We start from the raw sequence: 25,711 nt of genomic DNA, 5'->3' as shown, positions 1-25,711 counted from the left end.
TTTATAGAGTAAACAGATATAAGATAAATTAAAAACAGGAAAGGGAGATTTTATCATGGATTTTAACAAAATCAAAGAAGCTGCCCAGGGCTACGAAGCTGCAATGACTAAATTTCTGCGCGACCTCGTTGCGATTCCCGGCGAAAGCTGCGGAGAAGAGGGTGTCATCAAAAGAATTGAAAAAGAGATGAACGACCTCGGTTTTGATAAAGTTGTAATCGACCCCATGGGCAATATCCTCGGTTATATGGGTAAAGGCGAAACCTTGATTGGCTACGATGCTCATATTGATACAGTCGGTGTTGGCAATATGGCTAACTGGACCTTTGACCCTTATGAGGGCTTTGAGACAGATACCGAAATTGGCGGACGCGGAACCTCCGATCAGCTTGGTGGTATTGTTTCGGGCGTATACGGCGCAAAAATCATGAAAGATCTCGACCTTCTCAGTGATAAATACACCGTTGTTGTGACCGGTACCGTGCAGGAAGAAGATTGTGACGGTCTTTGCTGGCAGTACATCATCAATGAAGATAAAGTGAAACCTGAGTTTGTTGTTATCACCGAGCCGACCGACGGCAACATTTACCGTGGCCAGCGCGGACGTATGGAAATCCGTGTTGATGTCAAGGGTGTATCCTGCCATGGTTCTGCACCGGAGCGCGGTGACAATGCCATCTACAAAATGGCAGACATTCTGCAAGAGGTTCGCGAGCTGAACAATCACCTGCACTATGATCCGTTCCTCGGCAAAGGCACCGTTACCACTTCTGAGATTTTCTATACATCGCCTTCCCGTTGTGCAGTTGCAGATTCCTGCGCAGTTTCTCTTGACCGCCGCCTGACTGACGGCGAGACCTATGAGATGGCTCTTGAGGAAGTTCGCAACCTGCCCTCCTGCAAGAAATACGGTGCAGAGGTTAGCATGTACACCTACGAGCGTCCGTCGTGGACAGGGCTTGTTTACCCCACCGATTGCTATTTCCCCACATGGGTTATTCCTGAGGATCATGCTGCTACACAGGCAATGGTTGAGGCATATAAGGGCATGTACGGCGAGCCGAAAGTAGACAAATGGACCTTCTCCACCAACGGTGTGTCCATCATGGGTCGTTACGGCATTCCTTGCATCGGTTTTGGTCCGGGTAAAGAGGCTCAGGCGCATGCTCCCAACGAGAAAACCTGGAAAGAAGACCTCGTTCGCTGCGCAGCAGTTTACGCTGCAATGCCCACCATCTACTGCAAAAAATAAGAATAGACGCTACCCCCTTGCTTGACGTGTACTTCTGTGAAAGTGCACCGTCAAGTTGGGCGGCTGAAATTTTTAAGTTTCACAGCCCGCATAGTTATGCGGTTGATACTAAAATATAAAGGAGACATACACAATGAGCGGACTGAATAAATACATCGAAACCCTCAACAAGCTTAATTTCTCGAACATGTATGAGAACGATTTCCTCCTAACCTGGGAAAAATCAAATGACGAGCTGGAAGCTGTTTTTACTGTAGCTGACGCACTGCGTCACCTGCGCGAGAACAATATTTCCACCAAAATTTTTGATAGTGGTCTGGGCATTTCGCTGTTCCGCGATAACTCCACCAGAACTCGCTTCAGCTTTGCTTCCGCTTGCAACCTGCTGGGTCTTGAGGTTCAGGATCTGGATGAGGGGAAATCACAGATCGCCCATGGCGAGACGGTTCGTGAAACCGCAAACATGGTTTCTTTTATGGCTGACGTAATCGGTATCCGTGACGATATGTACATCGGCAAGGGCAACACCTACATGCGTGAAGTTTCCGAAGCAGTGCAGGACGGCAACAAAGACGGCGTTCTCGAGCAGAGACCGACTCTTGTAAACCTGCAGTGTGATATCGACCATCCCACACAGGCAATGGCAGATGCTCTACACCTCATCCACCATTTTGGCGGCGTTGAGAACATGAAGGGCAAAAAGATTGCTATGACTTGGGCATATTCTCCTTCTTACGGCAAACCTTTGTCTGTTCCTCAGGGTATCATCGGTTTGATGACACGCTTTGGCATGGATGTTGTTCTCGCTCATCCCGAGGGCTACGAGGTAATGCCTGAGGTTGAAGAGGTTGCGAAGAAAAACGCAGCAGCTTCCGGCGGTAGCTTTACAAAGGTAAACAGCATGGCAGAAGCATTTAAAGATGCTGACGTTGTTTATCCCAAGAGCTGGGCTCCTTTTGCAGCAATGGAGAAACGCACCAACCTTTATGGTGATGGCGACTTTGACGGCATCAAGGTTCTTGAAAAAGAGCTGCTTGCTCAAAACGCACAGCATAAGGATTGGGAGTGCACCGAAGAGCTGATGAAAACCACGAAAGACGGCGAAGCTCTTTACCTGCATTGCCTGCCTGCCGATATTTCCGGTGTTAGCTGCAAAGAGGGCGAGGTTGCTGCAACTGTATTCGACCGTTACCGCACACCGCTTTACAAAGAAGCTTCCTTTAAGCCTTACATCATTGCCGCTATGATTTTCCTGTCCAAAGTAAAAGATCCTCAGAAGACACTGGCTGCTCTTGAGGCTCGCGGCATGGAGCGCTGGCTGCAGAAATAAGCCTGCTCGCTTGAACCATTAAGTTCTTTATGGCTCACCTGCATGAACCCTAATTCTGTGTAGGTGAGCCTTGCCATTTCTATAGATTGCTAAATTTACCAAAAACACATCGAGAGAGGTAAAGATTATGGGCAAAAAGATAGTCATCGCACTGGGCGGTAATGCTCTTGGCAATAACCTTCCCGAGCAGATGGTTGCCGTCAAAGAAACCTCCAAAGCAATTGCAGACCTGATTGAAGAAGGGCATCAAGTTGTCATTTCACATGGCAACGGTCCTCAGGTTGGCATGATTCAAAATGCTATGGCAGAGTTCAGCCGTGTTCACGACCAGCCCCTTGCTCCGCTTTCTGTTTGCGTTGCAATGAGCCAGGGCTATATAGGTTACGATTTACAAAATGCGCTGCGCGAAGAATTGCTCGACCGTGGCATTAACAAAGCGGTTTCTACTGTACTGACGCAGGTTGCGGTAGACCCCGACGACAAAGCCTTTGATAACCCCACCAAGCCAATTGGCGCCTTCATGACCAAGGAAGAAGCCGACAAACTGGTAGAAGAAAAAGGCTGCAAAGTAATTGAAGATGCGGGGCGCGGATATCGTCGCGTAGTTGCATCGCCCAAACCACAGGAAATCGTGGAGCTTAACATCATCAAGGCACTGATCGATGCAGATCAGATTGTCATTGCGGGCGGCGGCGGCGGAATTCCTGTTATCAAGCAGGGGAATCACCTCAAGGGTGTTCCCGCGGTTATTGATAAGGATTTTGCAAGTGCAAAGCTTGCCGAGCAGATAGATGCCGATTGCCTCATCATTCTTACAGCGGTTGAAAAGGTTGCCATCAATTTTGGCAAACCCGAACAGAAGTGGCTGTCTGAAATCACCCCCAATGAGGCGAAACAGTATATGGAAGAAGAGCATTTTGCGCCCGGTTCTATGCTGCCTAAGGTGCAGGCTGCCGTTCAGTTTGCCGAGAGCAAGCAAGACCGCTATGCACTAATCACTTTGCTTGAAAAAGCAAAAGACGGCATTGCCGGAAAAACCGGTACCATCATCAAATAACCTTACATTGCTATACTTCTATCTCCGATAAACCATAGATACCAAAGCCAAAAAGCCATCCGATATTGACCGTCGGATGGCTTTTTGGGTTAAATTAAGATTTACAGCAAAGACAGAATTCCTACCTTACCTACACGTTTCGACAAATTCAGCCGGGTGCTGAATGATGCTTGCGGTTTCTTCCACCGAATAACCCTCGGCAAGATAGCGTTTGGCAATAACCGCCATCGACTCCCCAATTTCTATCATATGTTGGTCCGGGTCGTAGATGCGCACCACACGCTGCTGCCACTCATGCTTTTTGGGTGGATGAACATACTCCACATCTTTGTAATGATTTAACTTTTGTAAAAAAGAGTCAAAATCATCCACCTCATAATAGAGCTCCATATTGTTTGATCTCTTGATAACAGATTCATTCGGCAAATCCGTAAGCCAAGCAAAATCCTCCTGAATTGCAAAGCCGCCGCTGAACGTGACATTTCGTCCCAAATCGAAAACCACCTTTTCATTAAAAAGCTGCTCGTAAAAACGTTTGGAAACCTCCACGCTTTTCACCGCCAGCAATACCAATTTGAACTGCATCTTGGTACCTCCCATTTTATGAATTGGTTTTATTATAGCGCGATGCAATTTGCATTGCCAGTAAAAAAACGGACAACATTAAAAATAGTAAATTATTTGGATCGTTAGTAATACTAATAATTACAATTTCACAACAATTCCAAAAACAGCTCTTGTATTTTTATGTAATTTGTGTATGATTATAGAATTAGTCTATAGGTATAGCACTTTATAAAAAAAAATAGTATGATAGTTTTATGAGGTGATAGGGATGTCGAACAGCAGAAAGGTTTATCTCGATAACGCGAGCACAACCTTCCCCAAAGCCCCCGGTGTGGCGCAGCGTGTGAGCGAATTTATCGAGCAGATTGGCTGCAACGTAGGTCGCGGCGAGTACGAAGATGCCTACAGTGCAGCAGAGGTTGTACTCGATACGCGCGAACGATTATGCGCCTTGTTTGGTTTGGATGAGCCTCGTAACGTCATCTTTACTCAGAATGTAACAGCCGCCCTAAATATGGTTTTAAAAGGCTTTTTCAAAGAGGGTGACCATCTGCTTGTTTCTGCAATGGAACACAACGCGGTAATGCGCCCCGTCACACAGCTCTTGGACGATGGGGTCACCTTTGACCGTATTCCATGCAGCCGAGACGGCGAGCTGCTTTTTGACGAGATGGAACCACTGCTTCGCCCTAGCACCAAGGCCATTGTAATGACGCATGCCTCCAACATCTGCGGTACGCTGCTGCCGATTGAGCAAGTGGGCAAGTTTTGCCGGCAGCATGGGCTGTGGCTTATTGTCGACTGCGCCCAAACAGGGGGCGTTTACCCCATCAATATGAAGTCGATGCAGATTGACGCGCTGTGCTTTACGGGCCACAAAGGTCTGCTCGCACCGCAGGGCATCGGTGGCTTTCTTATTACCGATGCTTTTGCCAAGGAGTTGACCCCATTGCTTTCGGGCGGCACCGGCAGCTTTTCAAACCTTGAAACTCTGCCTACACTGCTACCCGACCGTTTTGAGGCGGGTACACCAAATTTGCCGGGAATTTATGGGCTCAACACCTCGCTGCAATACCTTGAAAGCTATGGTATTGAACGTATTCAGGCAGAGGAGCAGGCGCTGACACAACGCATGTCAAATGGACTTGCTGGAATAAATGACTTGCGTGTTGTGGGAGTTACTGACGTTACAAAAAAGTCGGCGATTGTGTCGCTCGATTTTCTCGGGCGTGACAACGCCGAGGTTGCCTACCGCCTTGACAGCGAGTACGGTATTATGGCGCGCTGCGGGCTGCACTGTGCACCCAATGCGCACAAAACACTCGGCACTTATCCACAGGGGACGGTGCGTTTCTCCTTTAGCCATTTTAACACTGCTGCTCAAATTGACTACGCAGTGGAGTGTATTCACAAGATTCTTTCCGATTAATTCGAGAGGAGCATTTCTGCATGACATCAAACCCGCTGTTGCGCCAAATTCCAAAAGTGGACGAGCTGCTGCACCAGCCTGTGCTTTCGCAGGCAGATTGCCCTTATACCGTACTTTTGCAGGCAATCCGTGCCGAGCTTGACTGCCTTCGCTCTGGGCTTGCAGCGGGGGAGTACAACGAGCTTCCGCCAACGGAGCACCTTTGTGAATCGATATTGATGCGGGTAAAACATCTGAATACGATGAGCCTGCGCCGTGTTATTAATGCTACGGGCGTTATTCTGCATACCAACCTGGGGCGGGCACCGCTGAGCAAAGCCGCTTTGCAGGCAGTGTGTGATGCCGCTTGCAGCTATTCTACATTGGAATACGATACGGAAAATGGCACGCGCGGCAGCAGAGGAGACCACATTGAGGGGCTGCTTTGCGAGCTTACCGGCGCACAGGCGGCGATGGCAGTAAACAACAATGCGGCGGCAATTTTATTGGCGCTTTCTACACTGTCGCGCGATGGTGAAATTATTGTGTCGCGCGGCGAGCTTGTCGAAATTGGCGACAGCTTTCGCGTCCCCGATATTATGCAGCAAAGCGGCGGGCATTTGGTCGAGGTGGGTGCCACCAACAAAACGCATCTGCGCGACTACGAAAATGCAATTACAGAAAACACTGCGGTGCTTTTAAAGGTGCATACCAGCAATTATAAAATTGTCGGTTTTGCAGGTGATGTTCCCCTCTGCGAGCTTTCTAAGCTCGGCAAAGCGCGGCATATCCCTACCGTTTATGACCTTGGCAGCGGAGCTTTGCTCGACGAACAGGCATACCCTTTTACAGGTGAGCCCACGGTACCGCAGGCGCTTCGCGATGGTGCGGATGTGGTAACATTCAGCGGTGATAAGCTGCTCGGCGGCCCGCAGGCAGGCATTATTCTGGGTTCGGTAGAGTGTATCTCCCGTATGAAGCGCAACCCGCTTGCACGTGCGCTGCGGCTGGATAAGCTTTCGCTTGCAGCGCTGGAAGCTACGTTGCGTTTGTATCGTGAGCCCTCTCGGGCAAGGGAAGAAATCCCCACTTTGCGCATGCTTTGCACCGACATTGATGCACTAAATCAAAAGGCGCAGCAGCTATGCAAAAGCATTTTGGAGCACCAGCCGTGTTGTACCGCACAGGTGATACAGCAGCAGCGGCAGACGGGCGGGGGCAGTGTACCCGCACAGAGCTTACCCGCAGCGGCAGTAGCGATAGCACCGCATCGAATTACCGTAACAGAACTTGAACAGCGTTTGCGCGCCCTTGAGGTGCCCATTATCGCCCGTATTTCAGAGAACCGCCTGCTGCTCGATGTATCCACCATCAGCGGGGAGGATTTTGATGCGGTGGTGCGGGGGGTGACAGGTGCGCTGTGAAACAGATTATCATTGGCACTGCGGGGCATGTCGATCACGGTAAAACCTGCCTAATTCGTGCACTCACCGGTATGGATACCGACCGCCTCGCGGAGGAAAAGCGCCGTGGAATTACGGTTGATCTCGGTTTTGCGCATATGACGCTGCCCGATGGAACACAGGCAGGTATTATGGATGTGCCGGGGCATGAACGCTTTATTAAAAACATGCTGGCAGGTGCCGGCTGCATCGACCTTGTGCTGATGACGGTGGCCGCCGATGAAGGTGTTAAGCCTCAAACCGCCGAACATCTTGAGATATTATCTCTGCTTGGCATTAGGCATGGCATCGTAGTGCTCACAAAGGCAGACCTTGTCGATGCCGAAGGGCTTGCCCTTGCAAAGCAGGAGGTTGCGGAGCGTTTCGCGGGCAGCTTTCTCGCCGAGGCACCGGTGCTTGCGGTTTCGTCACAGACCGGTGCCGGTATTAACGCTTTGCGCACGGCAATCACGGTACTGGCCGCAGAGATACCCCCAAGAGGCAGAGTGCAGCCGTTTCGCCTGTCGATCGACCGTGTATTTACCTTAGATGGTTTTGGAACAGTTGCAACCGGCGTTGTTACCGAGGGAGTGATCTCGGTTGGAGACAGCGTCAGTATTTACCCCGATGGCGGAACTGCCAGAGTGCGCGGGCTGCAAAGCTACGGCAATCCGATGGAGAAAGTTATGGTGGGGCAGCGTGCGGCAATCAACTTGGCAGGGGTAAAAAAACAGGAGCTGCAGCGCGGGGATGTACTTGCCGAAATAGATTCTTTAAATCCTACAATGCTCTTAGATGTAAAGCTAATTACCTTGCCAAGCTTTGAAAGGGCTATTCTCAATAACCAGCGTGTTCATCTTTTTATCGGCACGGTGGTGGTACTGTGCCGTATCGTGCTGTTTGGTATAAGCGAGCTGAAACCGGGTGAAAACGGCTATGCGCAGCTCCGCTTGGAAAGCCCGGTTGCGGTCAAAAACGGTGACCGCTTTGTGGTGCGTTTTTATTCTCCGCTGCAAACAATCGGCGGTGGGGTAGTGCTAAGCGCAAACCCACAGCGCCACAAGCGCGGCGACGCTGCTGTGCTGCAGGCTCTTCGCATTGCCGATACTGGCACCCCGCGCGAGCAAATAATGCAGTTGTTAAGCGCATTACCCGGAAATTTGCAAACGCGGGAACAAATACGATTGCAGTTGCCAACGCTAACAAAAGAGCAGTTTGAAAGGGAGCTGCAGATGCTGCTGCAAAACGGAAAAGTAATTGAGACCGATTCCAAATTACTTGTATTCACAGCCTATCTGCAAAAACTATCGCAAAGGGCACAGGAGCTTCTTGTGGATTACCACAAGCGCAATCCGTTGGAAAAAGGTATGTTCAGGCAAGAGCTGCGAGTGTCGCTGTTCGGGCAAAACCCGTCAGCGATGTCAGACCAAATTTTATCGCTGCTTGAAAAGCGAAATACCTTTACAGCTGTTTCTCAATCGGTCGCGCTACCAACCTTTTGCCGTGAGCAAACTCCGCTTTATCTCAGGTTAAGAGAGCATCTCATCCACTTTTACAATAAACAGGGTTTTGTACCGTCTTCACTTAAGCCAACCGAAGTAGACGAATGCGAAAACCTGCTGCGCGTCGCCCGCCTGCTTGTGCAAAGCGGCGAACTCATCGAATTGTCGGCGGGCTGTTACCTGGCCGCAGTACACTACCATGCGGCAGTCAATCATCTCAAACGGCATCTTACGCAAAACAGCAGCATTACACTTGCACAATACCGCGATTTACTTGGCATTTCACGAAAGCCTGCGCAGCAGCTGCTCGAATATTTTGATGCAACAGGCATTACGCAAAAAATAGGGGACGAGCGCACACTGAAATAGTGTAAAAACGGGGAGTCTGCAAAGACCCCCCTTTATATGGGGGTAGATGGGTGCTGGTGTGCCTTGCAGTCTTCAAAACTGTTGCGGGTAGTCAAACTGCCCGGGTGGGTTCGATTCCCACATACTCCCGCCAAAAATAACATAACAAAAACCGTATGAACAGCTCGAAATGCTATTTTAATGCGGTTTTTTGCTGTTTAAAGTAAAACTTAAAAATATATTAAAATACTCAAAACACGCAACTGAATACACAATAAATACACAGTGAACATTCAAAAATAAAGATCCCCCAGCATAGTGGACTATCCTCGGAATCGCACTTCTACCACCGTTCCCCCCTCGTTGCGGTTGGCAACAGAAACCGTAGCCTTGTGCAAATCAAAAATCTCCTTTGCAATCGACAAACCCAAACCAGCCCCGGCTATTTTGCGCGACCGTGATTTATCTGCGCGGTAAAACGGTTCAAAAATATTTTTTATATCGTCTGCTGGTATGCCAATTCCAGTATCGGAAATGCGAATAATGGTTTCAGCTCCCGAACAGCAAGAGGCAATGGTGATAGAGCCATCCTTTTCGGTGTACTTATATGCGTTTTCAATTAGATTAAAAAAGGCGCGATAGAGCAGCAACTGGTTTCCTGTTAAAACATCTGTCTGCAAATCATATGTCAAGGATATATTTTTTTCGTAATAACATGGTTTGATTTCTTCTTCAATTTCGTGCAGCATTTGAGAAATACTTACAGGTTCGAAAGTAACCTCTGAAACGGGTCTTCCGAGCATCAGAAGGCCATCCAATACATTGGATAAACGGCGGACACTTTGCAAGGTAATATCCAAATTTTCACGATATTCTTCTGCCGTTGTATGGTCGCTGAGCTTTAGAACTTGTGCGCTTGTCATAATCGTCGCCAGCGGTGTTTTCAGCTCATGTGCTGCATTTGCGGAAAATCGCTTTTCTTTCTCGAAATCTCGCTCTAATCGCTCAAATAATTCGTTGAAGGAACGTGATAAATTTTCGATTTCATCTTTGGTCTGCGGGATGCTGAGCCGTTTGGATAGGCTCTTTCCGTCCATTGTTTCAATTTCTTCATTAAGCTCAGAAATCGGCTGCATAGCGCGACCGGCCAAGTAATAAGCAGCAATCATACTTCCGGCTATGACAAGAGCCAAATAGAGATAACTGAACAATGAAAACGACTGTCGGGCATTTTCGACATCCAGATTAAGTTCCGGCACATAATGGATGCCTCCAGGTAAATTGCGAGGGTCATCAGCAAAAGGAATTTCGAGGCTACCTTTACCATTTGAGTCAGATTCACCTATATAAGCGGATGAGTATATGATTGGTGTAACAAAGTTGTCCGTCATATTATAAATAGAAAGAAATGTTAACAAGACAGAGGCAACTAATACAAGGATGCCCATCAGAATTGTAATGCGCCAGCGCAAAGAAATTTTACTCATTTACATGGTCTCCTTTAATGGTATAGCCTTGCCCGCGCACATTACAAATGATGTCCGCTTCACCCAACTTCTTTTTCAACGAGTGCAGTTGGAACTTGAGTGCGTTTGAAAAGAGATCTGCCTCGCTGTCCCATACATGTTCAATCAATTCACTCTGCGGAATTACTCTGCCCTGATTCAACATCAGGTACTCTAAAATTGAATATTCCTTATTGGTCAAAGGAAGCGGGGATTTATCTAACGTCACTGCCTTTGCAAGTACATCAATGGTGACGCCGCCAATAGAAAGCACAGATGGCGTCTGTGAAAATGTTCGTCGTATCAGATTATGAATACGGGCAACCAGTTCTTCGAAATCAAAGGGCTTGATTAGATAATCGTTCGCGCCTTCATTCAATCCCAATACGCGATCATTGGTGTCGCTTCGCGCCGACAAAATCAATATTTTCATTTCAAAGTCACTTTCCCGTATCTGGCGTAGCACCTCTATCCCATCGATAATGGGAAGATTCAAATCAAGGATGATAAGGTCATATGCGTTGACTTCATAGGAATACAAAGCCGCTTCGCCATCATAGGCTTGATCGACTGCAAATCCTAATCTTTTCAACCCTTTAGCAATTGCGTTAGATAAAAGCTCTTCATCTTCAACCAACAATATTTTCATGCCGTCACACTCCTTCCTTTGTATTATAAGAATGACCCGGGGCTGTGTATTTATGTTACACAACCCCGGGAAAATTATCAATTTGAGTATGAGACGATTTGTTATTTAAGGGATATTGCGCCTTCGCCGCTCATAGAAATCTCAGCCTGATACTGCACCCCGTCGGGCAGATTGTCTTTGTCGATTTCGTCAAAGGAAAACCCGCCCTCAATGTCCATAGAAATCTCATCTTGAGCCTGCACACCATCAGGCAGATCGGTATTGCCAAATTCATTAAAGTTCAGCGCGCCTTCGCCGCTCATAGAAATCTCAGCCTGATACTGCACCCCGTCGGGCAGATTGGCTCTGTCGATTTCGTCAAAGGAAAACCCGCCCTCGCCGCTCATGGAAATTGTTTTCTGATACTGCGTACCATCGAGCGGAATGCCTTTTTGCGAACTTGTGGCAGAAGCTACTACGGAGGTACTGAGCACCAAAGCCACAACAGTGGCTCCTACAAATAATTTTTTGGGTAACATACAATTAGTCTCCTTTATGTTTTTATTTTTGTGGAACATTCTCCTGTCCACGCACTTATCGTAACATAGCAAAAGTAAGATTTCGGTTAGATTTTCAAGCAAAAGTCAAAGGTTCACTCCTTTTCATTACTAGAATATTTTGTATTCTTATGGTATCATATTTAAAGTAATACTAATGGTCGTATCTAAAATACTCAAAAAACACACAGAAGGCTTGTAATTCTGCATGATAAGCCAATTTAAATAGGGCTTGATTCCCACATACTCCCGCCAAAAACAGATGTTATTTCCTTAAAATCTGCTCAAACAAAAAAAGCCTACGGAAAGCTCCGCAGACTTTTTGCGACACATCATTCCACAATGATGCTGTGTTCTGTTTTATCCGTAACCTCGCCCACAATGCGCGCCCAAGGGGTACGTTGCTGCAGCTCGGCGAGCATCTCCCTCGCTTCTTTCGGCGCTACCGAAATAAGCAAGCCTCCCGCGGTCTGCGGGTCAGCCAGTATATCGCGCGTACTGCGTGCCACACCGTCATTTATCCTTACCTTTTCGTACAGGTAGTTCATATTGGTGTACGCGCCCGCTGGTATAATGCCCATCTCAGCAAGTGTAGCGGCGGTTGGCAGCACGGGAATTTCCTGGGAAAACAGCTTGATGCTGCGCTGTGAACCCTCTGCCATTTCAAAGGCATGCCCCAGCAGGCCAAAGCCGGTTACATCGGTACAGGCATGCGCATGGTAGCGCGTTACCACCTCGCAGGCGGCTTTGTTGAGCGTAGACATGTTCTCAATGGCCAGCTTGTAAGCATCGGCATCCGCCATGTCTGCTTTTGCCGCGGTAGTGAGAATACCAATGCCGAGGGGCTTGGTGAGAATCAGTAGGTCACCCGTTTGCGCACCGCTGTTTTTGAGTACCTTATCGGGGTGTGCAAACCCACTTACGCACAAGCCGTATTTTGGCTCGCTGTCTTCAATGGTATGCCCGCCCGCAATAATAGCGCCCGCTTCGCGCACTTTATCATAGCCGCCTGCCAAAATTGCCTGTACCGTTTCCTGTGGCAGACAGGAGGGGTAGCACAGCAGATTCATTGCAAGCGTAGGGGCAGCGCCCATAGCGTAAATGTCACTGAGTGCGTTGGTAGCGGCAATCTGTCCGTAGGTGTACGGGTCGTCTACAATCGGTGGGAAGAAGTCTACCGTCTGAATCAGTACGAGGTCATCGCTGATTTTATAAACACATGCATCATCGCTTGTGTCGAACCCGACAATCAAATTCGGGTCTGAGAATTTTGGTAAGTTGCACAAAACTTGTGCAAGGACACCCGGTCCGATCTTGGATGCTCAACCGGCGCTTTGGGTCATCTGCGTCAGACGCATATCTTTCAGTTCAGACATTTCATACCCTCCCATCTCTATCATTTGTATACTATCTTACCCCATTCTTATGTGAAAAACAAGAACACATTTGCGCGAAAGGACGTTATATATGGATTTAAAGCAACTTGAAGCTCTTGTGTGGGTGGCAAAGCTTGGCAGCTTTTCCAAAGCGGGCGAACAGCTGTTTTTAACACAGCCCACCATCAGTTCGCACATCAGCAGCCTTGAAAAGGAACTCGGTGTGCGTCTCATTGAGCGCACTACCAAGGCCGTTTATCCGTCAAAAGAGGGCACAAAGCTGCTGGCCTATGCCACCGAGATTTTACGCCTGCGCGATGAAGCCCTTGCCGCTCTTGCACAAGTTAGCAGCCATACGCCCAAGCTTTGTGAACTGTTTGGCATAGATACAACCCGCAAACGAGTAATTTCACTGGTGGGCGCGGGCGGAAAAACCACTTTTTTGTTTGCACTGGCGCATGAACTGGCAGGGCAGGGCAAGCGTGTGGCGGTTACCACCACCACACATATCTTTCGCCCCGATGTTCAGCAATGTACCCATGTGGTAACAGACGGTGATTTGAGAAAAATAGATATCGCTCTGAGCGAATCCAACCTGGTAACGGTTGGCGCATCTGCTGAAAACGATAAGCTGGCAATGCCTGCCGCCGAGCTGCTGCGCTACCTGCAGAACACGGCAGATTTTCTGCTGATTGAAGCGGATGGTTCACGCTGCTTGCCCATCAAGGTACCAAATGACCGTGAACCGGTCATTTACTCCGGTACCGATCAAATCATTGCGGTAGGCGGGCTTTCGTGCCTCGGCAAACCAATTGGACAAGTCTGCCACCGTGCGCCCATCGCCCAGCAGCTATTAAATGTAACAGATACCCATCTGATTAACGCACAAGATATGGCAAGGCTGCTTTACCACTCCTACGGGCACTTTGGCAGCCAGCTGACGGTTGCGCTCAATCAGGCGGATAACGGATTTTTGCGGGGGCAGGCAGGTACCATCGCGGGTCTGCTGATGCAATCGGGAGTTCAGCGTGTTGCGGTTACGTCGTTTTTATCCAAGCAATTTGAATATTATTCTCAAAAAAGGAGTGCTGCAAAATGCTGATATTGATTAAAGGTGCGGGCGATTTGGCAACCGGCGTGGGATGCAGGCTTAAAATGTGTGGCTTTGATGTGGTGATGACCGAAACGGCACAACCAACCACGGTAAGGCGAACCGTCGCGTTTTCGCGCGCGGTTTACGAACAAACTGCCGAGGTGGAGGGCATTCCCGCCCGCCTGTGTGCGAATTTGGATGAGATTAGAGATACGCTGCACAAAAAAGAGGTCGCTGTCATCGTCGACCCAAATGCAAACATTGCGAAAGCACTACAACCTGATGCAATCATTGATGCGATTATCGCGAAAAAAAACCTCGGCACTTGTATTACAGATGCCCCTGTCGTTGTAGCGCTCGGCCCCGGATTTACCGCGGGTGTCGACTGCCATGCAGTTGTCGAAACCAAGCGCGGGCATAATCTCGGGCGTGTACTTTACAGCGGCAATGCAGCTGAAAACACCGGTATCCCCGGTAACATCGGCGGCTTTACCAGCGAACGCATTTTACGTGCATGCTGTGACGGAAGCTTTACTCCGGTTGCCGATATCGGTGATTTTGTAAAAGCGGGTGATATCGTCGCCACTGTGGATTCGAAACCTGTGCTCACCAATATTGACGGCATTGTACGCGGTATGCTGCCACCCAACACCCCTGTGTTTGCGGGTATGAAAAGCGGGGACGTTGATCCGCGTGGTATTTACGAATATTGTTTTACTGTTTCCGATAAGGCACGTGCCATTGCTGGCGGTGCGCTTGAAGCTGTACTCCATTTTATTAACGAGGTGAAAGATTGTGAACAATAGGAATTTTTACAAAAAGCTAGCACACCATGTGCGCGAGGATGGCGACGTGCGGTTGTATACCGCGCTTTCGGGCGAGCATGCAGGGCAAAAAGCACTGTATGCCGGAAATACCACGCTTGTACAAAACGAAGCATTGTACGATTTTTGGCAGTCTGCTGCATCAGATAGCCAACTTGCAGACGCACCCTGTACCGCCAAAATCAATGGAACAGAAGTACTTGCCGAAAACCTAGTGCGCCGCCCAAGGCTCGTCATCTGTGGAGGTGGGCATATCTCGCTGAGCCTTTCACAAATCGGAGTAATGCTCGACTTTGAGGTCACCGTCATAGACGACCGTGAGGAGTTTGCCAACCGAGAGCGTTTCCCCACCGTGCAAAACGTGATTTGTGCCGACTATGAGAAGGCCTTTGCACAACTCGACAGCAACTCAAACACCTATTATGTCATTGTCACCCGCGGGCATTCAGCCGACCGCGAGTGCCTTCAGGCGGCTTTGCACTGCCCGCATGCCTATATTGGTATGATTGGCAGCAAGCCAAAAGTTGCTGTGGTTATGAAGCAGATGAAAGAGGATGGGTACTCTGAAGAGCAGCTGGCACAGGTTTATGCCCCCATCGGGTTGAAAATTGGTGCGCAAACCCCCGCCGAAATTGCCGTTTGCATTGCAGCGGAGCTGATTCAGGTGCGCCGCTCGGGTTTTGCCGAAGGATGTATGGAGGACAGCATGCTCGATTGCCTCGACAACATCAGCTACCCCGTGGTGATGGCGACCATCATCACCAAAAAAGGCTCTGCGCCCCGCAGCACAGGTGCAAAAATGCTGTTGGATGCACAAGGTAAAATTCTCAGCGGAAGCATTGGTGGTGGTGCAGGCGAGGGAAAGGTGTGCGCAATGGCGGGGGATGTTATCGAAAACGGTAAACCGCAGATATGCACCTGCAACATGACCAATACCGATGCTAAGCAGGCAGGTATGGTGTGCGGCGGTACCATCACAGTTTTAATGGAACCGATTGTTTTTGAGCAGTAATTCTCATGAAGACAAACCACACGCTACAAGCAAAGGCTTGAGGTGCTAAAGAGCTTGGAATAACAGCAAAAAGGAATCCCCGTACAGGGGATTCCTTTTTACATAAATTCTATTCAGCCAGAGCGTTTTCGCTAGCCCGGAACAAACTGCTCCTTTTTCACATCGTAAATGCCGCGCGTGGTCAGCCGCAGTTCGGGAATCACCGGCAGTGCCGTAAATGAAAGTGTAATGAATGGATCGATGTTGGGGTTTACCCCCATATTGTGTGCCAACTCCACCATGCTGTGCAGTGTACTGTTTACCTGCTCAAAACCGGTGTCACACATCAGCCCCATTACAGGCAGGGGGAGTGAAGCAATCACTTGCCCGCCGCCCGCAATCGCATAACCGCCCTGCGTACGCATCAGTTCGCGTACCGCAAGCAGCATATCGGTGTCATTGTCACCCGCTACAATAATGTTGTGACAGTCGTGCGACACACTCGAAGCAATGGCGCCGCCGGCAATACCGAAGCCCTTCACGGCCCCCACACCAATATGCCCCGTTGCTTTATGACGCTCTATCACCGCAATTTTGTTGTACTCGGTGTTGGGCATGAAGATGCCGTCTTTTTGCGGCAGCACCGCATCGATGCGCTTTGTCAGTATCTGCCCATCGATCAGCCCAATGACAGGGAACGGCTCGCCATCAGTCCTAAGAGTAAAACTATTCTCACGAAGCACACCTACATGCACACTCTCGCGAATGGCGCCACTGCAGGGCAGAACCCGAGCTTTTGCAGATTTGCAGCCTTCGCTTACTACCATTCCCTTGTGATAGACGCATGCAATTTTCATCTGCTCCAAATCATCCAGCACCACAATATCCGCCTGATATCCCGGTGCAATTGCACCGATACCGTCCAGATGATAGCATTTTGCGGCGTTGATGCTCGCCATCTGAACCGCATGTACGGGGGAAATACCCAATGCTATCGCTTTTTTAACACAATGGCTGATGTGCCCCTCGCGCCGTATTTCTTCTATGTGTTTATCGTCGGTGCAAAAGCAAAACCCGTTGGTATCAATGTTGTGCTCCACAAGCCCCCGCACAATCGCCTCCAAGTTTTTTGCCGCTGTTCCCTCACGGATAAGAATCTGCATTCCGTTGCGGCGCTCTTTCATGGCGTATTCAAAGTCGCAGCATTCATGATCGGTTGCAATGCCTGCCAGCGTATAGGCAGCAAGATCATAGTCCTGCAAAAATGGGGCATGCCCGTCTAGCTTCTTGTGGCGGAACAGCTCCAGCTTATCATACATCGCTTTGTCTGCGTTTACCACGCCACGGTAATCCATCACTTCGCCAAGCCCCAATATGCGGGGGTGGTGCGCATATTGTTTCATCTCATCGGCGGTCAGCTTGCAGCCGTTGTCTTCAAACGCGGCGGATGGTACGCAGGACGGCATCATCACAAACACATTTGCGGGAACCTGCTCAGTTTGGTTTAATATGTAGTCAATGCCCTCCAATCCGCAGACATTAGCGCTTTCGTGAGGGTCTGCTATGTAGGTCGTAGTACCAAACGCAACGGCATTGGCAATCAGCTCAGGTGGTGCTACCAGCGTGGATTCAAAATGCAGATGCGAATCAACAAAACCGGGGCAAAGGGTCTTGCCAGTCATATCCTGCTCCAGTATCCCATCGTAGCGGCCAACGCCAACAATCATTCCGTCCGAGATAGCAACGTCCGCTAGGATGATTTCACCTGAAAAAACGTTTACCACATTGGCGTTTTTGAGCACCAGTTCAGCCTTTTGTTTTCCCAGTGCTGTTTGAGTCATCTTTGCAAATTGCTCATATTTCATATCACAACCTCCTTTAAACTGTATATATTATATATAAGTATTACTATATAGTATATTCCAATTATAAAGAAAATCAACCTATTTTTGGGTATTTTTAAAGAACCCCCCACCGTCTGAAAGAGACAGCGGGGGTTGGGAGTGCTCATCATTATTGCTTCGAGTCCAGTTTGATACCTTTCGTAAAATCGACGGGAACCGTGAAAACAATGCCGGTGTCGGGCTTGGAGAGATCTCCAACCACCAACTCAATTGCATTTAGGGCAATTTCAACCTGCTCCTCGGGCAGCACCGCAAACAGGGTTCTGCTCTCCACACGGTCGGGGTTCAGAATTGCACGCAGCGAGCCAAGAAACGAGCTGCCGCACTCTGAAAGAGTGTGTGCCATGCCGTTGCTGTTTAATATGGTTGCACCATTGATACCGTCGTGTGAAAAGCGTTCCAGCAGGGGCTCCAAAGCCTCTACCTTGTTTAAAACGAAAACCAAAAGCTTCATTAATCTGACCTCCTCGATGGCTGTAGTGGCTACAGCTTATTTTCGTGTGGATTTATGATAATCTATTGTATCACTTTTAGCGGAAGTGAACAATGTGCAATGGTTGCAAACATGCTTTTATTAAAACAAATTTTTGCTGGGTTCCTGTTTTTGCCCTTGAACAAGCCAATTTGGTGTGATAAAATGTATCAGTATGAATTCTTTACATGAGAGGACGATTTTAGATGTCTGGACATTCCAAATGGAGTACCATCAAGCGTAAAAAAGAAAAGACAGATGGTGCCCGTGCCAAGATCTTTACCAAAATAGGCAGAGAAATTGCGGTAGCAGTAAAAGAAAGCGGTGCCGACCCAAACAACAACAGCAAGCTTTATGACCTTATTGCAAAAGCGAAAGCGAACAATGTTCCGAACGATAATATAGAGCGCGCAATTAAAAAAGCAAGCAGCGATGGCGACAAAAATAATTACGTCGATATGGTGTATGAGGGTTATGGCCCCTGCGGCGTGGCGGTTATTGTTGAAGCACTTACCGATAACAAAAACCGTACAGCGGGTGACCTGCGTCATTACTTTGATAAATTTGGCGGCAACCTCGGGCAAAGCGGCTGTGTTTCTTTTATGTTTGAGCGCAAAGGTATTGTTGTGGTTGAGAACAACAAACTCACCGAGGATAAGGTGATGGAGGATTGCATGGATGTTGGTGCAAGCGACTTCAGCTTTGAAGACGATGTGGTTGAAATCTCCTGCGAGCCCAATGACGTTCACGCAGTAAACAAGGGATTAATCGAGAAAGGCTATAAGGTTTTGTCGGCAGACCCCGTAATGGTGCCTTCCACCTACACTGCCATTGAAGACCCAGACCTGCAGAACAAAATGTCTCTGCTGCTTGAGCACCTCGAGGATAACGACGATGTGCAGGAGGTCTTCCACAACTGGGAGATGCCGGAAGAACCTGACGAAGACTGATTGTAAAGCGTATCTGTTCTAAAATCACTTTTTAAGTATCAAGTTACGAGAAGTAGAGCACAATAAAAGCCTTTTTAACATTTGTAAACATGTTAAGGAGGCTCTTTATTTTTATTATGTGCAGATTTGATATGTTTTTTTAAACAAAAACCATCACCTAATTTAATTAGGTGATGGTTCTCAAAGACATTATTGACTTTTTGAGACTTCCTATCCAATGAACAATCGCTTACATACTGGCAGTATTATAAAATACTACGGTATGCTCGTTAATTCTCCAACTTCGGGACATCTCCTTTCAATAGTGTCTTTACTAATATATCCGAAAAGAAGCAATAATATTAGAGTTTAAAAATGGAAATTTTACTAAATTATAAAAAATCCTATATAAATGTCTGCTGAACAAATCAATCATCCTCAACATTTGCCCACTCCGGTATCTCCGTTGCAGCGTCTTTCTGCTGTTGCGTTTCTTCTGCAAGTTGATCCAGCGCCAATTCCTTTGGTGGGGCATAATCCATTGTGATTATGCGGGGATAGGGATAGTCAATATCGTTTCGATCAAGCATTTCTTTTACAGCGAGCCGCATACCACGCTCCACCTGCCACTGCTTCATAGAATGCACCTTGCAGATAACACCGATATCCACAGTGGAGCTGCCAAACGAGGTGATACCCTGCACAACGGGTGGCTCCTTGATCACATCTGTATTTTCACTCGCATAAAGCGTCACAGCGCGCTCAATCAATTGAATCATCTTGCGTGTATCTGCCTCATATGGGGTGGAAACAGTAATAGAAGCTACATTATCTCCACGAGAGTAGTTCACAACACGCGAGATCGTTCCGTTTGGAATAATGACCTGTTCACCTTTAAAGGTGCGCAGATAGGTGACGCGTACCGCAGTTGCTTCTACGGTACCCTCAAATTCTTCGGTTTTAATATAGTCTCCCACCGAGAACTGGTTCTCAAACATCATAAAAAATCCGGTGACAACATCTTTTACAAGGTTTTGCGCGCCAAAACCGATGGCCAAGCTGCCGATACCGGCTGTTACAACCAAGCCTTTCATGCTTTCGAAAAGATTAAACTGGCGCAGAATCAGTAAAAGGGCAATAAAATAAATCACATACCGCGCGGCACTGCGCAGCAGCGTCATCATCGTATCAATGCGTTTTCCTTGCTTCTCACTGCGGTGGTATTTTTGCTTTTGCATAGTCGATTTTGTACCAAGTGAAATAAGGTACAACGCCAGCTTTGCAAGCAGCAAAATAACAGCAACCACAATAACATTCCAGATCAGTTCGCCGGCATTGCCCCTAAAATACTCCACTAGTGTTTCTAATTTCATTAACAATTGCCCGCTGATGGTCGCCGGTGTTTCCAGCATATCATTTGAAATATTGGGTGTCATAGTTGCCCCTCCCGGATACTATAGCTTGATTTCAAGCTGCTGATAACCATGTCCATTGTAATAGTCCAGCAATGCGGTGAATTCGCCTGTCCATTCTAGACGATATTGCCCATGTGCAAACGGCTGGTAGCTGTCATCGGTACCCACTTTATAATCTAGTTTACGTTTGAAAATACCAAATTCGCGGCTGTAAACATCTGCCCAGCCGGAACTGATCAAGGCGCTTTTTTCACGAATGACCAATGTGTTGGTCTTTTGCGGAGATGTAAAATAATATTCCGCACAATCATTATTGATAAGCAACAGGGCTGCATTGCATACAATCAAGAGCCCGGTGAGGATATAAAGCACAGCACGGCGCTTTTGAATTAAAAACAGTGCTGAAATTAGCACAACAAAGTTAATCAGTGGCAGGGTTACTGTTCCTGCAATATACAGCCCTGCGGTAAGCTCCAACCCTGCCAGAGCTATGCGCAGGCTAAGGCTGCTCCAAAATAAAATCCGGGCAATTTTACGTGTGGCTGGGTGAGGTTTCTGTTTAATCAGTTTCATTGGTTACCACCTTTACAATAGGGCAAAGGCTGCATGGAATATCGCCCTTACAAAAAAGTATACCGCATCCACTACTCATCGTCAAATGAACCTTTTATGAATGGTCGATACACACCACTGGCAATTTTTATTAATTTGTGTTAAGATAATAGTATTATAAAAAAAGATGGTGCCATAATATGAGAAACAACCCCAAGCCCCCTGTATATTCTCAGGTAGCCTTTGATATTGCCACGAAAATCGCATCGGGCGAGCTTGCCGAGAATTCAAAATTTACCGGTCGTTCCCTGATGTCTACGGAGTATGGTGTCTCGCAGGAGACTATCCGCCGTGCCTTTAAACAACTTGCCGATATGGAAATTATCAGTGTACAGCAAAACATCGGCGCAACGGTACTCTCGCGAAAAAATGCAGTGGAATACATTGAAAAGTTTGAAACCGGAAAGGATATTCGTTCTCTGAAAGCCGAGCTGCGCGCTCTGCTTGATGAACGCGGCAAGGTTAACACGCGTATTATTGAGCTGGTGAATCAAATTACCGATCTTGGTGACCGCTTTAAAAGCAGCGACCCGCTGCGCAACTACGAGTTTGAAATTTTGCCGGGTTCCCATATCATTGGTAAAAGTGTGCGCGAATTGGAGTTTTGGCAAAATACAGAAGCCACCATTGTCGCCATTAAAAGTGAGGGTAAAATCAATCTTTCACCAGGGCCCAATGCTATATTTAAGCCTTATGACATACTGGTTGTGGCAGGGAAAGTCGATTCGGTGGATAAAGTAAAAGAATTAGTAAAATAAATAAGAACCTGCATTTTAAAAATGCAGGTTTTTCTTCTTGGATAGGAACAAACAGGGAGGAGATAATAAAAGAAAAAGGAGTGAATAAAATGGATGTGAAGCAGAAGATTATTGGGGAGTTGGATGACAGGATAAAACGTCTGGAAAAACACAGAACTACATCCACCAAGCCCACCGAAAATCAATACGATGAGCTAAATCAGGCATTGTCCCGCGTTATTGGTGCGTCGTTGTATCATGAATTAGAGGATATTAAAAGTTTTGTTGAAGGCCTTTCTTAATAAAGCTTGGAAAAGACTGTATTCGGCCGGATACAGTCTTTATCTATGTATTAAGCAAACATTCCAACAATCGAAGATTCATCGATGCTCTCATAATCCTTATAGGCTCCGTTTTTAGAAATTCCCTCAAAATGAAGAAATGGGGCGTTGACTACCATGTTGTCTACCGTACCGCTTACAATACGAAGTTCTACCAAGTCCATATTGTCGTTTTCTATTTCCAACAATTTTTCCTTTAACAAGCTTAGGCTCACAGTGATTCTTTTCAATTTTTAATACATCCTTTTATATAAATTTATTGCGCAACAATTGTTAGTTTAATAGAAGACTGCAAAAATTGCAATAGCGGGAAATGTCGAGAAATAAGAGACTTTGCCGAATGGATAATAATTGTAGGACTTCACAAAAAACAGAGCATCAAATTACATATTTTGTAGAATTTGGTTGAGAATAAGCAGATTGTGAAAACAAAAAAGCAAAGCTAAATAGCTTTGCCCTACGGTTTTAATAGGTTTTCAACGTACTTTTTCATTTCATCCACAGAATGAAATTCATGCGCATGCTCGCTTACGATTCGCTTTACGTCCTCCGGTAGATCTTCAAAATAGGAGGCAGCGGACATATCGCCACCAAAACCAAACGAAAACAAGCTGTGAATGTTATCGTGCATACAATCACCTCGGTATTAGTGTGTACGCAAAAGGGCGGTTTAATCAGCAGAGTCAATCTGTTTTTATGCTTACAAAAGCAAAAGCTGCATTTCACTGTTACTATCGGTGAAATGTAGCTTTTAATTTAGTAGAAAGGATAGTACTGTAATACGAATATTCGATTGGACAGACCTATAACCGTACGAATCGCTACCCAACAAATTGTATCAGTTCACTGTTAAACTTATCCCGTTCATCATAAAACAGCCCATGTCCGCTGTTCTCAAATGTTATAAGTTTCGAGTTTTTAATACCCAGATTCTGCGCAGTAGCCAAAGGATACGGTACCACTTGATCATGGATACCATGCATAATCAAGGTGGGAACGTGAATTTTTCCGAGGTCAGAAAACAGTTCTTCGACCAACCAAGCTTTCGAGATCGCAATGGTTGACCAGCTGGCAGCCTGCAGCCCTAATTGGAAAAACCAATCGGAGAAAGGCTGAGAAACCTTCTGATAAAAGAACATTTCACCAAAGTTATGCAGCATCAAAGGGCGGTCGGCATACGTAGACTGAATAATTGCCTGAATCGCTTCTTCTGTTTGCCCATAGGGGAAATACGGCCGCCTGATAAGGCTGGGTGCAGCTGCTGCGAACAGAGCAAGTTTGCATACCCCGTACCCTTTATACCGTGCCATATACCGAATTGCGACTGCACCGCCTGTAGAATGCCCCGAAAGGGTAATATCTCTTAGCCCTAGGGTCTCAATTACAATTTTTAAATCATCCGCTAGCCTGTCATAGGTATAACCTGTCAAGGGCTTATCTGAATTTCCGAATCCCCTCATGTCAAAGCCGATACAGCGGTAACCTAACGGAACAAGCTTATTGTATTGGTACTCAAACATTTTATAGTTTGCTGGCCATCCGTGAATAAATAAGATGGTCTTTCTGCCCCGTGGGTTAATATCATTTACATATATTTTTACATTCGGCTCTACCTTTATCCTGTATTCCACATCAGCACCCTCAATCAAATAATAATAGTAACATGATATTCGAACAGTTTGATAAAGTGTGCAAAAAACTATATAAAGTAAGTTAAAGATAGAAAAAGAACAAAAGACAAAGGGGAGAGACCGCGAAACAAGGTGTGGATAGAAAAACACTTGACAAAAAAACACGTATGTGGTATTACTACAAGTAGTAAGTAGTAAGTAGTAAGTAGTAAGTAGAGAGCATTTTTTTAGGGGGGAAACATCATGTGTAATTTAAAGCTGGCACAAAGTTTTTCTATGATTGCGCTAAACGCGCAGGATAGCCGCTATATGACAACAGTAAAGAAAATTTCTCTTCGTTGTATCGCGGCGGCGGTTATTTTAGAGATCTATCTAGATGGAGGATTCACGCAAACAGGGTATAACGCAACCTTGCAAAAAAGTGTATCCGAACAGTCTGACATTGCTCTATACCAGGAGACTGTTCTGAATGCTTTGGCTTACAAAAAAGGCAGCGTAAACGGCAACCTGAAATGGTGGCTAGCGAAAGCGTCCAAACTTTCCATGAGGAAACTAAAAAAACTAGAGCGCGCCATAGCAGACTTTTTAATGGGAGCAGACTTGTTGGAAGAAATTCCGAATCTTTTGGGATGCGACCTATTTTATGACGGCGCAGGGGTTAAAATAAAAGAATATCGCAGCAATATTGAGGAGTATACAAGGATTACAGAGAGCATTCGTGCAGAAATTTTAGAAGAAGGCTCGGTAACGGATGAAACGATATTGATGCTTTGGCTTCTCCGTGAGAGCGCTTGCTTGCATGATATATTCTCGAAAAACGAGCTGCAAACAGTAGCGCTTAGAATATATGAGCTGCGCCAAAGCTCAACATTTGCAAAAGCAGTATTTGAAATTGATATACACCGTGGTATCGAAATCGCAATAAAAGGGTTACTGAATGCAAAAAAAACCGTTATCAAAACTTCTACGGGCACAGGTGTGAATTTTATATTTCCGTTTTTTGAGCGTTCTCAATCCGTTTTTATCGATACCGAGGCTTGGTTTTCTAACTCAAACCAAAGGCTGAGCGATGTAAAAGCGCGGTTGGAGGCGAACGGCCACTCCTATACCGTGCTGCGTGAAGGGCAGGTTCCGCTGATAAAAGTAGATAATATTCTGTACGAAGCGGTTCCGGAAGCAATTCAGGGGAGAGTGCCCATTCATGGCGTACGCCTCCGCAAATACCCAATTTAAAGGGGTTTAGGAAGTTATGTCTAGACAACGCTCCATAGAAAAAATATTGGCGTCCGAGTATATATCCATAGGTGAATTGGTGCGGCTCACGAATTGTCGCTACAGTACCCTTAAATTTTATACAGAAGAAGGAATGCTGCCTTTTGAACAGGAGGAAGAAAATTTAACACGAAGGTTCCCCCGCGAAAAGGCAATTGCCACAATAGAAAAAATACGGCTGCTCAAACAACAGGGATATACCATTCCTGAAATTAAGGAATTAGTAGAAATGAAGTGAGCTTATCGCTTTTTTCGGAATCAGCGCAAGTAAAAGTTTGACCGACTCCATGACAATGAGAACCATAAAGCATAGGAAACAAAAAAGCAGCGGGGCTGAGTGCTTCGCTGCTTTTTTGCACTTAGTGTACTAAGGTTATAGGCTTTACATACCAGTAATGACCGTAATCTGTGTCGGACAAAAATTGAATCTAAAATAAATGTTGACAATCATAACTGTAACCAATATAATTACAATATAAACTGTAGTGGAAAAAGTTACATTTAAGGGGGAGAATTGT

General features: G+C 46.8%; 26 protein-coding genes and 1 tRNA gene. 15 read left to right on the top strand and 12 right to left on the bottom strand.

The window, feature by feature from the left end; translation table 11 throughout:
• Positions 1-55: 55 nt before the first annotated feature.
• From RTV33_RS00395 to arcC, 3 genes are all read left to right on the top strand, one after another.
• Positions 56-1,252 carry a YgeY family selenium metabolism-linked hydrolase gene (locus tag RTV33_RS00395; RefSeq protein ID WP_312640381.1) on the top strand — a complete coding sequence of 399 codons (1,197 nt, stop codon included), beginning with the start codon at positions 56-58 and terminating at the stop codon, positions 1,250-1,252.
• A 133-nt stretch (positions 1,253-1,385) separates the two neighbouring features.
• Positions 1,386-2,582, top strand: a complete 1,197-nt coding sequence (gene ygeW / locus RTV33_RS00390) for a knotted carbamoyltransferase YgeW (RefSeq protein WP_312640380.1) — start codon at positions 1,386-1,388, stop codon at positions 2,580-2,582.
• Between the two features lie 127 nt (positions 2,583-2,709).
• A complete protein-coding gene (arcC, locus tag RTV33_RS00385) occupies positions 2,710-3,639 on the top strand; it encodes a carbamate kinase (protein WP_312640379.1) in 930 nt (309 codons plus the stop codon).
• Positions 3,640-3,765: 126 nt separating this feature from the next.
• Here the strand turns inward: arcC and RTV33_RS00380 are convergent, their stop codons facing one another.
• The gene (locus RTV33_RS00380) at positions 3,766-4,224 is read right to left on the bottom strand and encodes a glyoxalase/bleomycin resistance/dioxygenase family protein (protein WP_312640378.1); all 459 of its coding nucleotides are present in this window, start codon (positions 4,222-4,224) and stop codon (positions 3,766-3,768) included.
• A gap of 250 nt (positions 4,225-4,474) precedes the next feature.
• On the opposite strand from RTV33_RS00380, the gene RTV33_RS00375 reads away from it, so the two are divergent.
• From RTV33_RS00375 to RTV33_RS00360, 4 genes are all read left to right on the top strand, one after another.
• Positions 4,475-5,635 carry an aminotransferase class V-fold PLP-dependent enzyme gene (locus RTV33_RS00375; protein WP_312640377.1) on the top strand — a complete coding sequence of 387 codons (1,161 nt, stop codon included), beginning with the start codon at positions 4,475-4,477 and terminating at the stop codon, positions 5,633-5,635.
• A gap of 20 nt (positions 5,636-5,655) precedes the next feature.
• Entirely contained in the window at positions 5,656-7,038 is a 1,383-nt protein-coding gene (gene selA / locus RTV33_RS00370; RefSeq protein ID WP_312640376.1) for an L-seryl-tRNA(Sec) selenium transferase, read from the top strand.
• On the top strand, positions 7,035-8,927 hold the full coding sequence (selB, locus tag RTV33_RS00365; protein ID WP_312640374.1) for a selenocysteine-specific translation elongation factor: 1,893 nt from the start codon (positions 7,035-7,037) through the stop codon (positions 8,925-8,927). The genes selA and selB overlap by 4 nt, the downstream gene beginning before the upstream one ends.
• Positions 8,928-8,965: 38 nt before the next feature.
• A tRNA-Sec gene (locus RTV33_RS00360) sits at positions 8,966-9,060 on the top strand.
• Positions 9,061-9,229: 169 nt separating this feature from the next.
• Here RTV33_RS00360 and RTV33_RS00355 read toward each other — a convergent pair.
• The 4 genes from RTV33_RS00355 to selD all read right to left on the bottom strand — a co-directional run bounded on the left by RTV33_RS00355 (position 9,230) and on the right by selD (position 12,972).
• The gene (locus RTV33_RS00355) at positions 9,230-10,393 is read right to left on the bottom strand and encodes a HAMP domain-containing sensor histidine kinase (protein WP_312640372.1); all 1,164 of its coding nucleotides are present in this window, start codon (positions 10,391-10,393) and stop codon (positions 9,230-9,232) included.
• Positions 10,386-11,060, bottom strand: coding sequence for a response regulator transcription factor (locus RTV33_RS00350; RefSeq protein ID WP_312640370.1), 675 nt, complete (start codon positions 11,058-11,060; stop codon positions 10,386-10,388). The genes RTV33_RS00355 and RTV33_RS00350 overlap by 8 nt, the downstream gene beginning before the upstream one ends.
• A gap of 101 nt (positions 11,061-11,161) precedes the next feature.
• Positions 11,162-11,578, bottom strand: a complete 417-nt coding sequence (locus RTV33_RS00345) for a hypothetical protein (protein WP_312640368.1) — start codon at positions 11,576-11,578, stop codon at positions 11,162-11,164.
• Positions 11,579-11,928: 350 nt separating this feature from the next.
• Entirely contained in the window at positions 11,929-12,972 is a 1,044-nt protein-coding gene (gene selD / locus RTV33_RS00340; RefSeq protein ID WP_312640366.1) for a selenide, water dikinase SelD, read from the bottom strand.
• 91 nt (positions 12,973-13,063) lie between these two features.
• On the opposite strand from selD, the gene yqeC reads away from it, so the two are divergent.
• The 3 genes from yqeC to RTV33_RS00325 are packed head-to-tail and all read left to right on the top strand — an operon-like array spanning position 13,064 to position 15,901.
• The gene (yqeC, locus tag RTV33_RS00335; RefSeq protein ID WP_312640365.1) at positions 13,064-14,074 is read left to right on the top strand and encodes a selenium cofactor biosynthesis protein YqeC; all 1,011 of its coding nucleotides are present in this window, start codon (positions 13,064-13,066) and stop codon (positions 14,072-14,074) included.
• On the top strand, positions 14,068-14,871 hold the full coding sequence (yqeB, locus tag RTV33_RS00330; protein ID WP_312640363.1) for a selenium-dependent molybdenum cofactor biosynthesis protein YqeB: 804 nt from the start codon (positions 14,068-14,070) through the stop codon (positions 14,869-14,871). The genes yqeC and yqeB overlap by 7 nt, the downstream gene beginning before the upstream one ends.
• Positions 14,861-15,901 carry an XdhC/CoxI family protein gene (locus RTV33_RS00325; protein ID WP_312640361.1) on the top strand — a complete coding sequence of 347 codons (1,041 nt, stop codon included), beginning with the start codon at positions 14,861-14,863 and terminating at the stop codon, positions 15,899-15,901. The genes yqeB and RTV33_RS00325 overlap by 11 nt, the downstream gene beginning before the upstream one ends.
• Before the next feature lie 131 nt (positions 15,902-16,032).
• Here the strand turns inward: RTV33_RS00325 and ade are convergent, their stop codons facing one another.
• Positions 16,033-17,745: an adenine deaminase gene (gene ade / locus RTV33_RS00320; RefSeq protein ID WP_312640358.1), complete on the bottom strand. Its 1,713-nt coding sequence runs from the start codon at positions 17,743-17,745 to the stop codon at positions 16,033-16,035.
• A 148-nt stretch (positions 17,746-17,893) separates the two neighbouring features.
• A complete protein-coding gene (locus RTV33_RS00315; protein ID WP_312640356.1) occupies positions 17,894-18,238 on the bottom strand; it encodes a hypothetical protein in 345 nt (114 codons plus the stop codon).
• A 224-nt stretch (positions 18,239-18,462) separates the two neighbouring features.
• Here RTV33_RS00315 and RTV33_RS00310 point away from each other — a divergent pair, with 224 nt between their 5' ends.
• On the top strand, positions 18,463-19,206 hold the full coding sequence (locus tag RTV33_RS00310) for a YebC/PmpR family DNA-binding transcriptional regulator (protein ID WP_312640354.1): 744 nt from the start codon (positions 18,463-18,465) through the stop codon (positions 19,204-19,206).
• 407 nt (positions 19,207-19,613) lie between these two features.
• Here RTV33_RS00310 and RTV33_RS00305 read toward each other — a convergent pair whose 3' ends face one another.
• Both RTV33_RS00305 and RTV33_RS00300 read right to left on the bottom strand, forming a co-directional pair.
• The gene (locus tag RTV33_RS00305) at positions 19,614-20,621 is read right to left on the bottom strand and encodes a mechanosensitive ion channel family protein (RefSeq protein ID WP_312640352.1); all 1,008 of its coding nucleotides are present in this window, start codon (positions 20,619-20,621) and stop codon (positions 19,614-19,616) included.
• An 18-nt stretch (positions 20,622-20,639) separates the two neighbouring features.
• A complete protein-coding gene (locus RTV33_RS00300) occupies positions 20,640-21,173 on the bottom strand; it encodes a hypothetical protein (protein WP_312640350.1) in 534 nt (177 codons plus the stop codon).
• 179 nt (positions 21,174-21,352) lie between these two features.
• On the opposite strand from RTV33_RS00300, the gene RTV33_RS00295 reads away from it, so the two are divergent.
• Both RTV33_RS00295 and RTV33_RS00290 read left to right on the top strand, forming a co-directional pair.
• The gene (locus RTV33_RS00295; protein ID WP_312640348.1) at positions 21,353-21,970 is read left to right on the top strand and encodes a TrkA C-terminal domain-containing protein; all 618 of its coding nucleotides are present in this window, start codon (positions 21,353-21,355) and stop codon (positions 21,968-21,970) included.
• A gap of 89 nt (positions 21,971-22,059) precedes the next feature.
• Positions 22,060-22,251 (top strand): hypothetical protein, encoded by a 192-nt coding sequence (locus tag RTV33_RS00290; protein WP_312640346.1) that lies wholly within the window; start codon positions 22,060-22,062, stop codon positions 22,249-22,251.
• 50 nt (positions 22,252-22,301) lie between these two features.
• Here the strand turns inward: RTV33_RS00290 and RTV33_RS00285 are convergent, their stop codons facing one another.
• The 3 genes from RTV33_RS00285 to RTV33_RS00275 all read right to left on the bottom strand — a co-directional run bounded on the left by RTV33_RS00285 (position 22,302) and on the right by RTV33_RS00275 (position 23,921).
• The gene (locus RTV33_RS00285) at positions 22,302-22,520 is read right to left on the bottom strand and encodes a hypothetical protein (protein WP_312640343.1); all 219 of its coding nucleotides are present in this window, start codon (positions 22,518-22,520) and stop codon (positions 22,302-22,304) included.
• Between the two features lie 227 nt (positions 22,521-22,747).
• A complete protein-coding gene (locus RTV33_RS00280; protein WP_312640341.1) occupies positions 22,748-22,921 on the bottom strand; it encodes a hypothetical protein in 174 nt (57 codons plus the stop codon).
• Positions 22,922-23,111: 190 nt separating this feature from the next.
• Complete coding sequence (locus tag RTV33_RS00275; RefSeq protein WP_312640339.1) at positions 23,112-23,921, bottom strand: alpha/beta hydrolase; 810 nt, start codon at positions 23,919-23,921, stop codon at positions 23,112-23,114.
• A gap of 243 nt (positions 23,922-24,164) precedes the next feature.
• On the opposite strand from RTV33_RS00275, the gene RTV33_RS00270 reads away from it, so the two are divergent.
• Entirely contained in the window at positions 24,165-25,154 is a 990-nt protein-coding gene (locus tag RTV33_RS00270; protein WP_312640337.1) for a hypothetical protein, read from the top strand.
• Between the two features lie 16 nt (positions 25,155-25,170).
• A complete protein-coding gene (locus RTV33_RS00265; RefSeq protein WP_312640335.1) occupies positions 25,171-25,431 on the top strand; it encodes a helix-turn-helix domain-containing protein in 261 nt (86 codons plus the stop codon).
• Positions 25,432-25,711: the final 280 nt, after the last annotated feature.

The organism is Hydrogenoanaerobacterium sp. (genome assembly GCF_032017025.1).
In the GTDB taxonomy this organism is placed as follows: Bacteria; Bacillota; Clostridia; order Oscillospirales; family Ruminococcaceae; genus Hydrogenoanaerobacterium.
The sequence above is the reverse complement of the archived record's forward strand: the minus strand, read 5'-3'. Positions and strand labels throughout refer to the sequence as shown.

Excerpts from the sequence above, each read along its gene's own strand:
- RTV33_RS00355 (WP_312640372.1), bottom strand. The coding sequence starts at position 10,393 with ATGAGTAAAATTTCTTTGCGCTGGCGCATTACAATTCTGATGGGCATC.
- RTV33_RS00395 (WP_312640381.1), top strand. The coding sequence starts at position 56 with ATGGATTTTAACAAAATCAAAGAAGCTGCCCAGGGCTACGAAGCTGCA.
- ade (WP_312640358.1), bottom strand. The coding sequence starts at position 17,745 with ATGAAATATGAGCAATTTGCAAAGATGACTCAAACAGCACTGGGAAAA.
- arcC (WP_312640379.1), top strand. The coding sequence starts at position 2,710 with ATGGGCAAAAAGATAGTCATCGCACTGGGCGGTAATGCTCTTGGCAAT.
- ygeW (WP_312640380.1), top strand. The coding sequence starts at position 1,386 with ATGAGCGGACTGAATAAATACATCGAAACCCTCAACAAGCTTAATTTC.
- yqeB (WP_312640363.1), top strand. The coding sequence starts at position 14,068 with ATGCTGATATTGATTAAAGGTGCGGGCGATTTGGCAACCGGCGTGGGA.
- RTV33_RS00375 (WP_312640377.1), top strand. The coding sequence starts at position 4,475 with ATGTCGAACAGCAGAAAGGTTTATCTCGATAACGCGAGCACAACCTTC.
- RTV33_RS00270 (WP_312640337.1), top strand. The coding sequence starts at position 24,165 with ATGTGTAATTTAAAGCTGGCACAAAGTTTTTCTATGATTGCGCTAAAC.
- RTV33_RS00280 (WP_312640341.1), bottom strand. The coding sequence starts at position 22,921 with ATGCACGATAACATTCACAGCTTGTTTTCGTTTGGTTTTGGTGGCGAT.
- RTV33_RS00310 (WP_312640354.1), top strand. The coding sequence starts at position 18,463 with ATGTCTGGACATTCCAAATGGAGTACCATCAAGCGTAAAAAAGAAAAG.
- yqeC (WP_312640365.1), top strand. The coding sequence starts at position 13,064 with ATGGATTTAAAGCAACTTGAAGCTCTTGTGTGGGTGGCAAAGCTTGGC.
- RTV33_RS00305 (WP_312640352.1), bottom strand. The coding sequence starts at position 20,621 with ATGACACCCAATATTTCAAATGATATGCTGGAAACACCGGCGACCATC.
- RTV33_RS00345 (WP_312640368.1), bottom strand. The coding sequence starts at position 11,578 with ATGTTACCCAAAAAATTATTTGTAGGAGCCACTGTTGTGGCTTTGGTG.
- selA (WP_312640376.1), top strand. The coding sequence starts at position 5,656 with ATGACATCAAACCCGCTGTTGCGCCAAATTCCAAAAGTGGACGAGCTG.
- RTV33_RS00380 (WP_312640378.1), bottom strand. The coding sequence starts at position 4,224 with ATGCAGTTCAAATTGGTATTGCTGGCGGTGAAAAGCGTGGAGGTTTCC.
- RTV33_RS00350 (WP_312640370.1), bottom strand. The coding sequence starts at position 11,060 with ATGAAAATATTGTTGGTTGAAGATGAAGAGCTTTTATCTAACGCAATT.
- RTV33_RS00315 (WP_312640356.1), bottom strand. The coding sequence starts at position 18,238 with ATGAAGCTTTTGGTTTTCGTTTTAAACAAGGTAGAGGCTTTGGAGCCC.
- RTV33_RS00300 (WP_312640350.1), bottom strand. The coding sequence starts at position 21,173 with ATGAAACTGATTAAACAGAAACCTCACCCAGCCACACGTAAAATTGCC.
- RTV33_RS00295 (WP_312640348.1), top strand. The coding sequence starts at position 21,353 with ATGAGAAACAACCCCAAGCCCCCTGTATATTCTCAGGTAGCCTTTGAT.
- RTV33_RS00290 (WP_312640346.1), top strand. The coding sequence starts at position 22,060 with ATGGATGTGAAGCAGAAGATTATTGGGGAGTTGGATGACAGGATAAAA.
- RTV33_RS00265 (WP_312640335.1), top strand. The coding sequence starts at position 25,171 with ATGTCTAGACAACGCTCCATAGAAAAAATATTGGCGTCCGAGTATATA.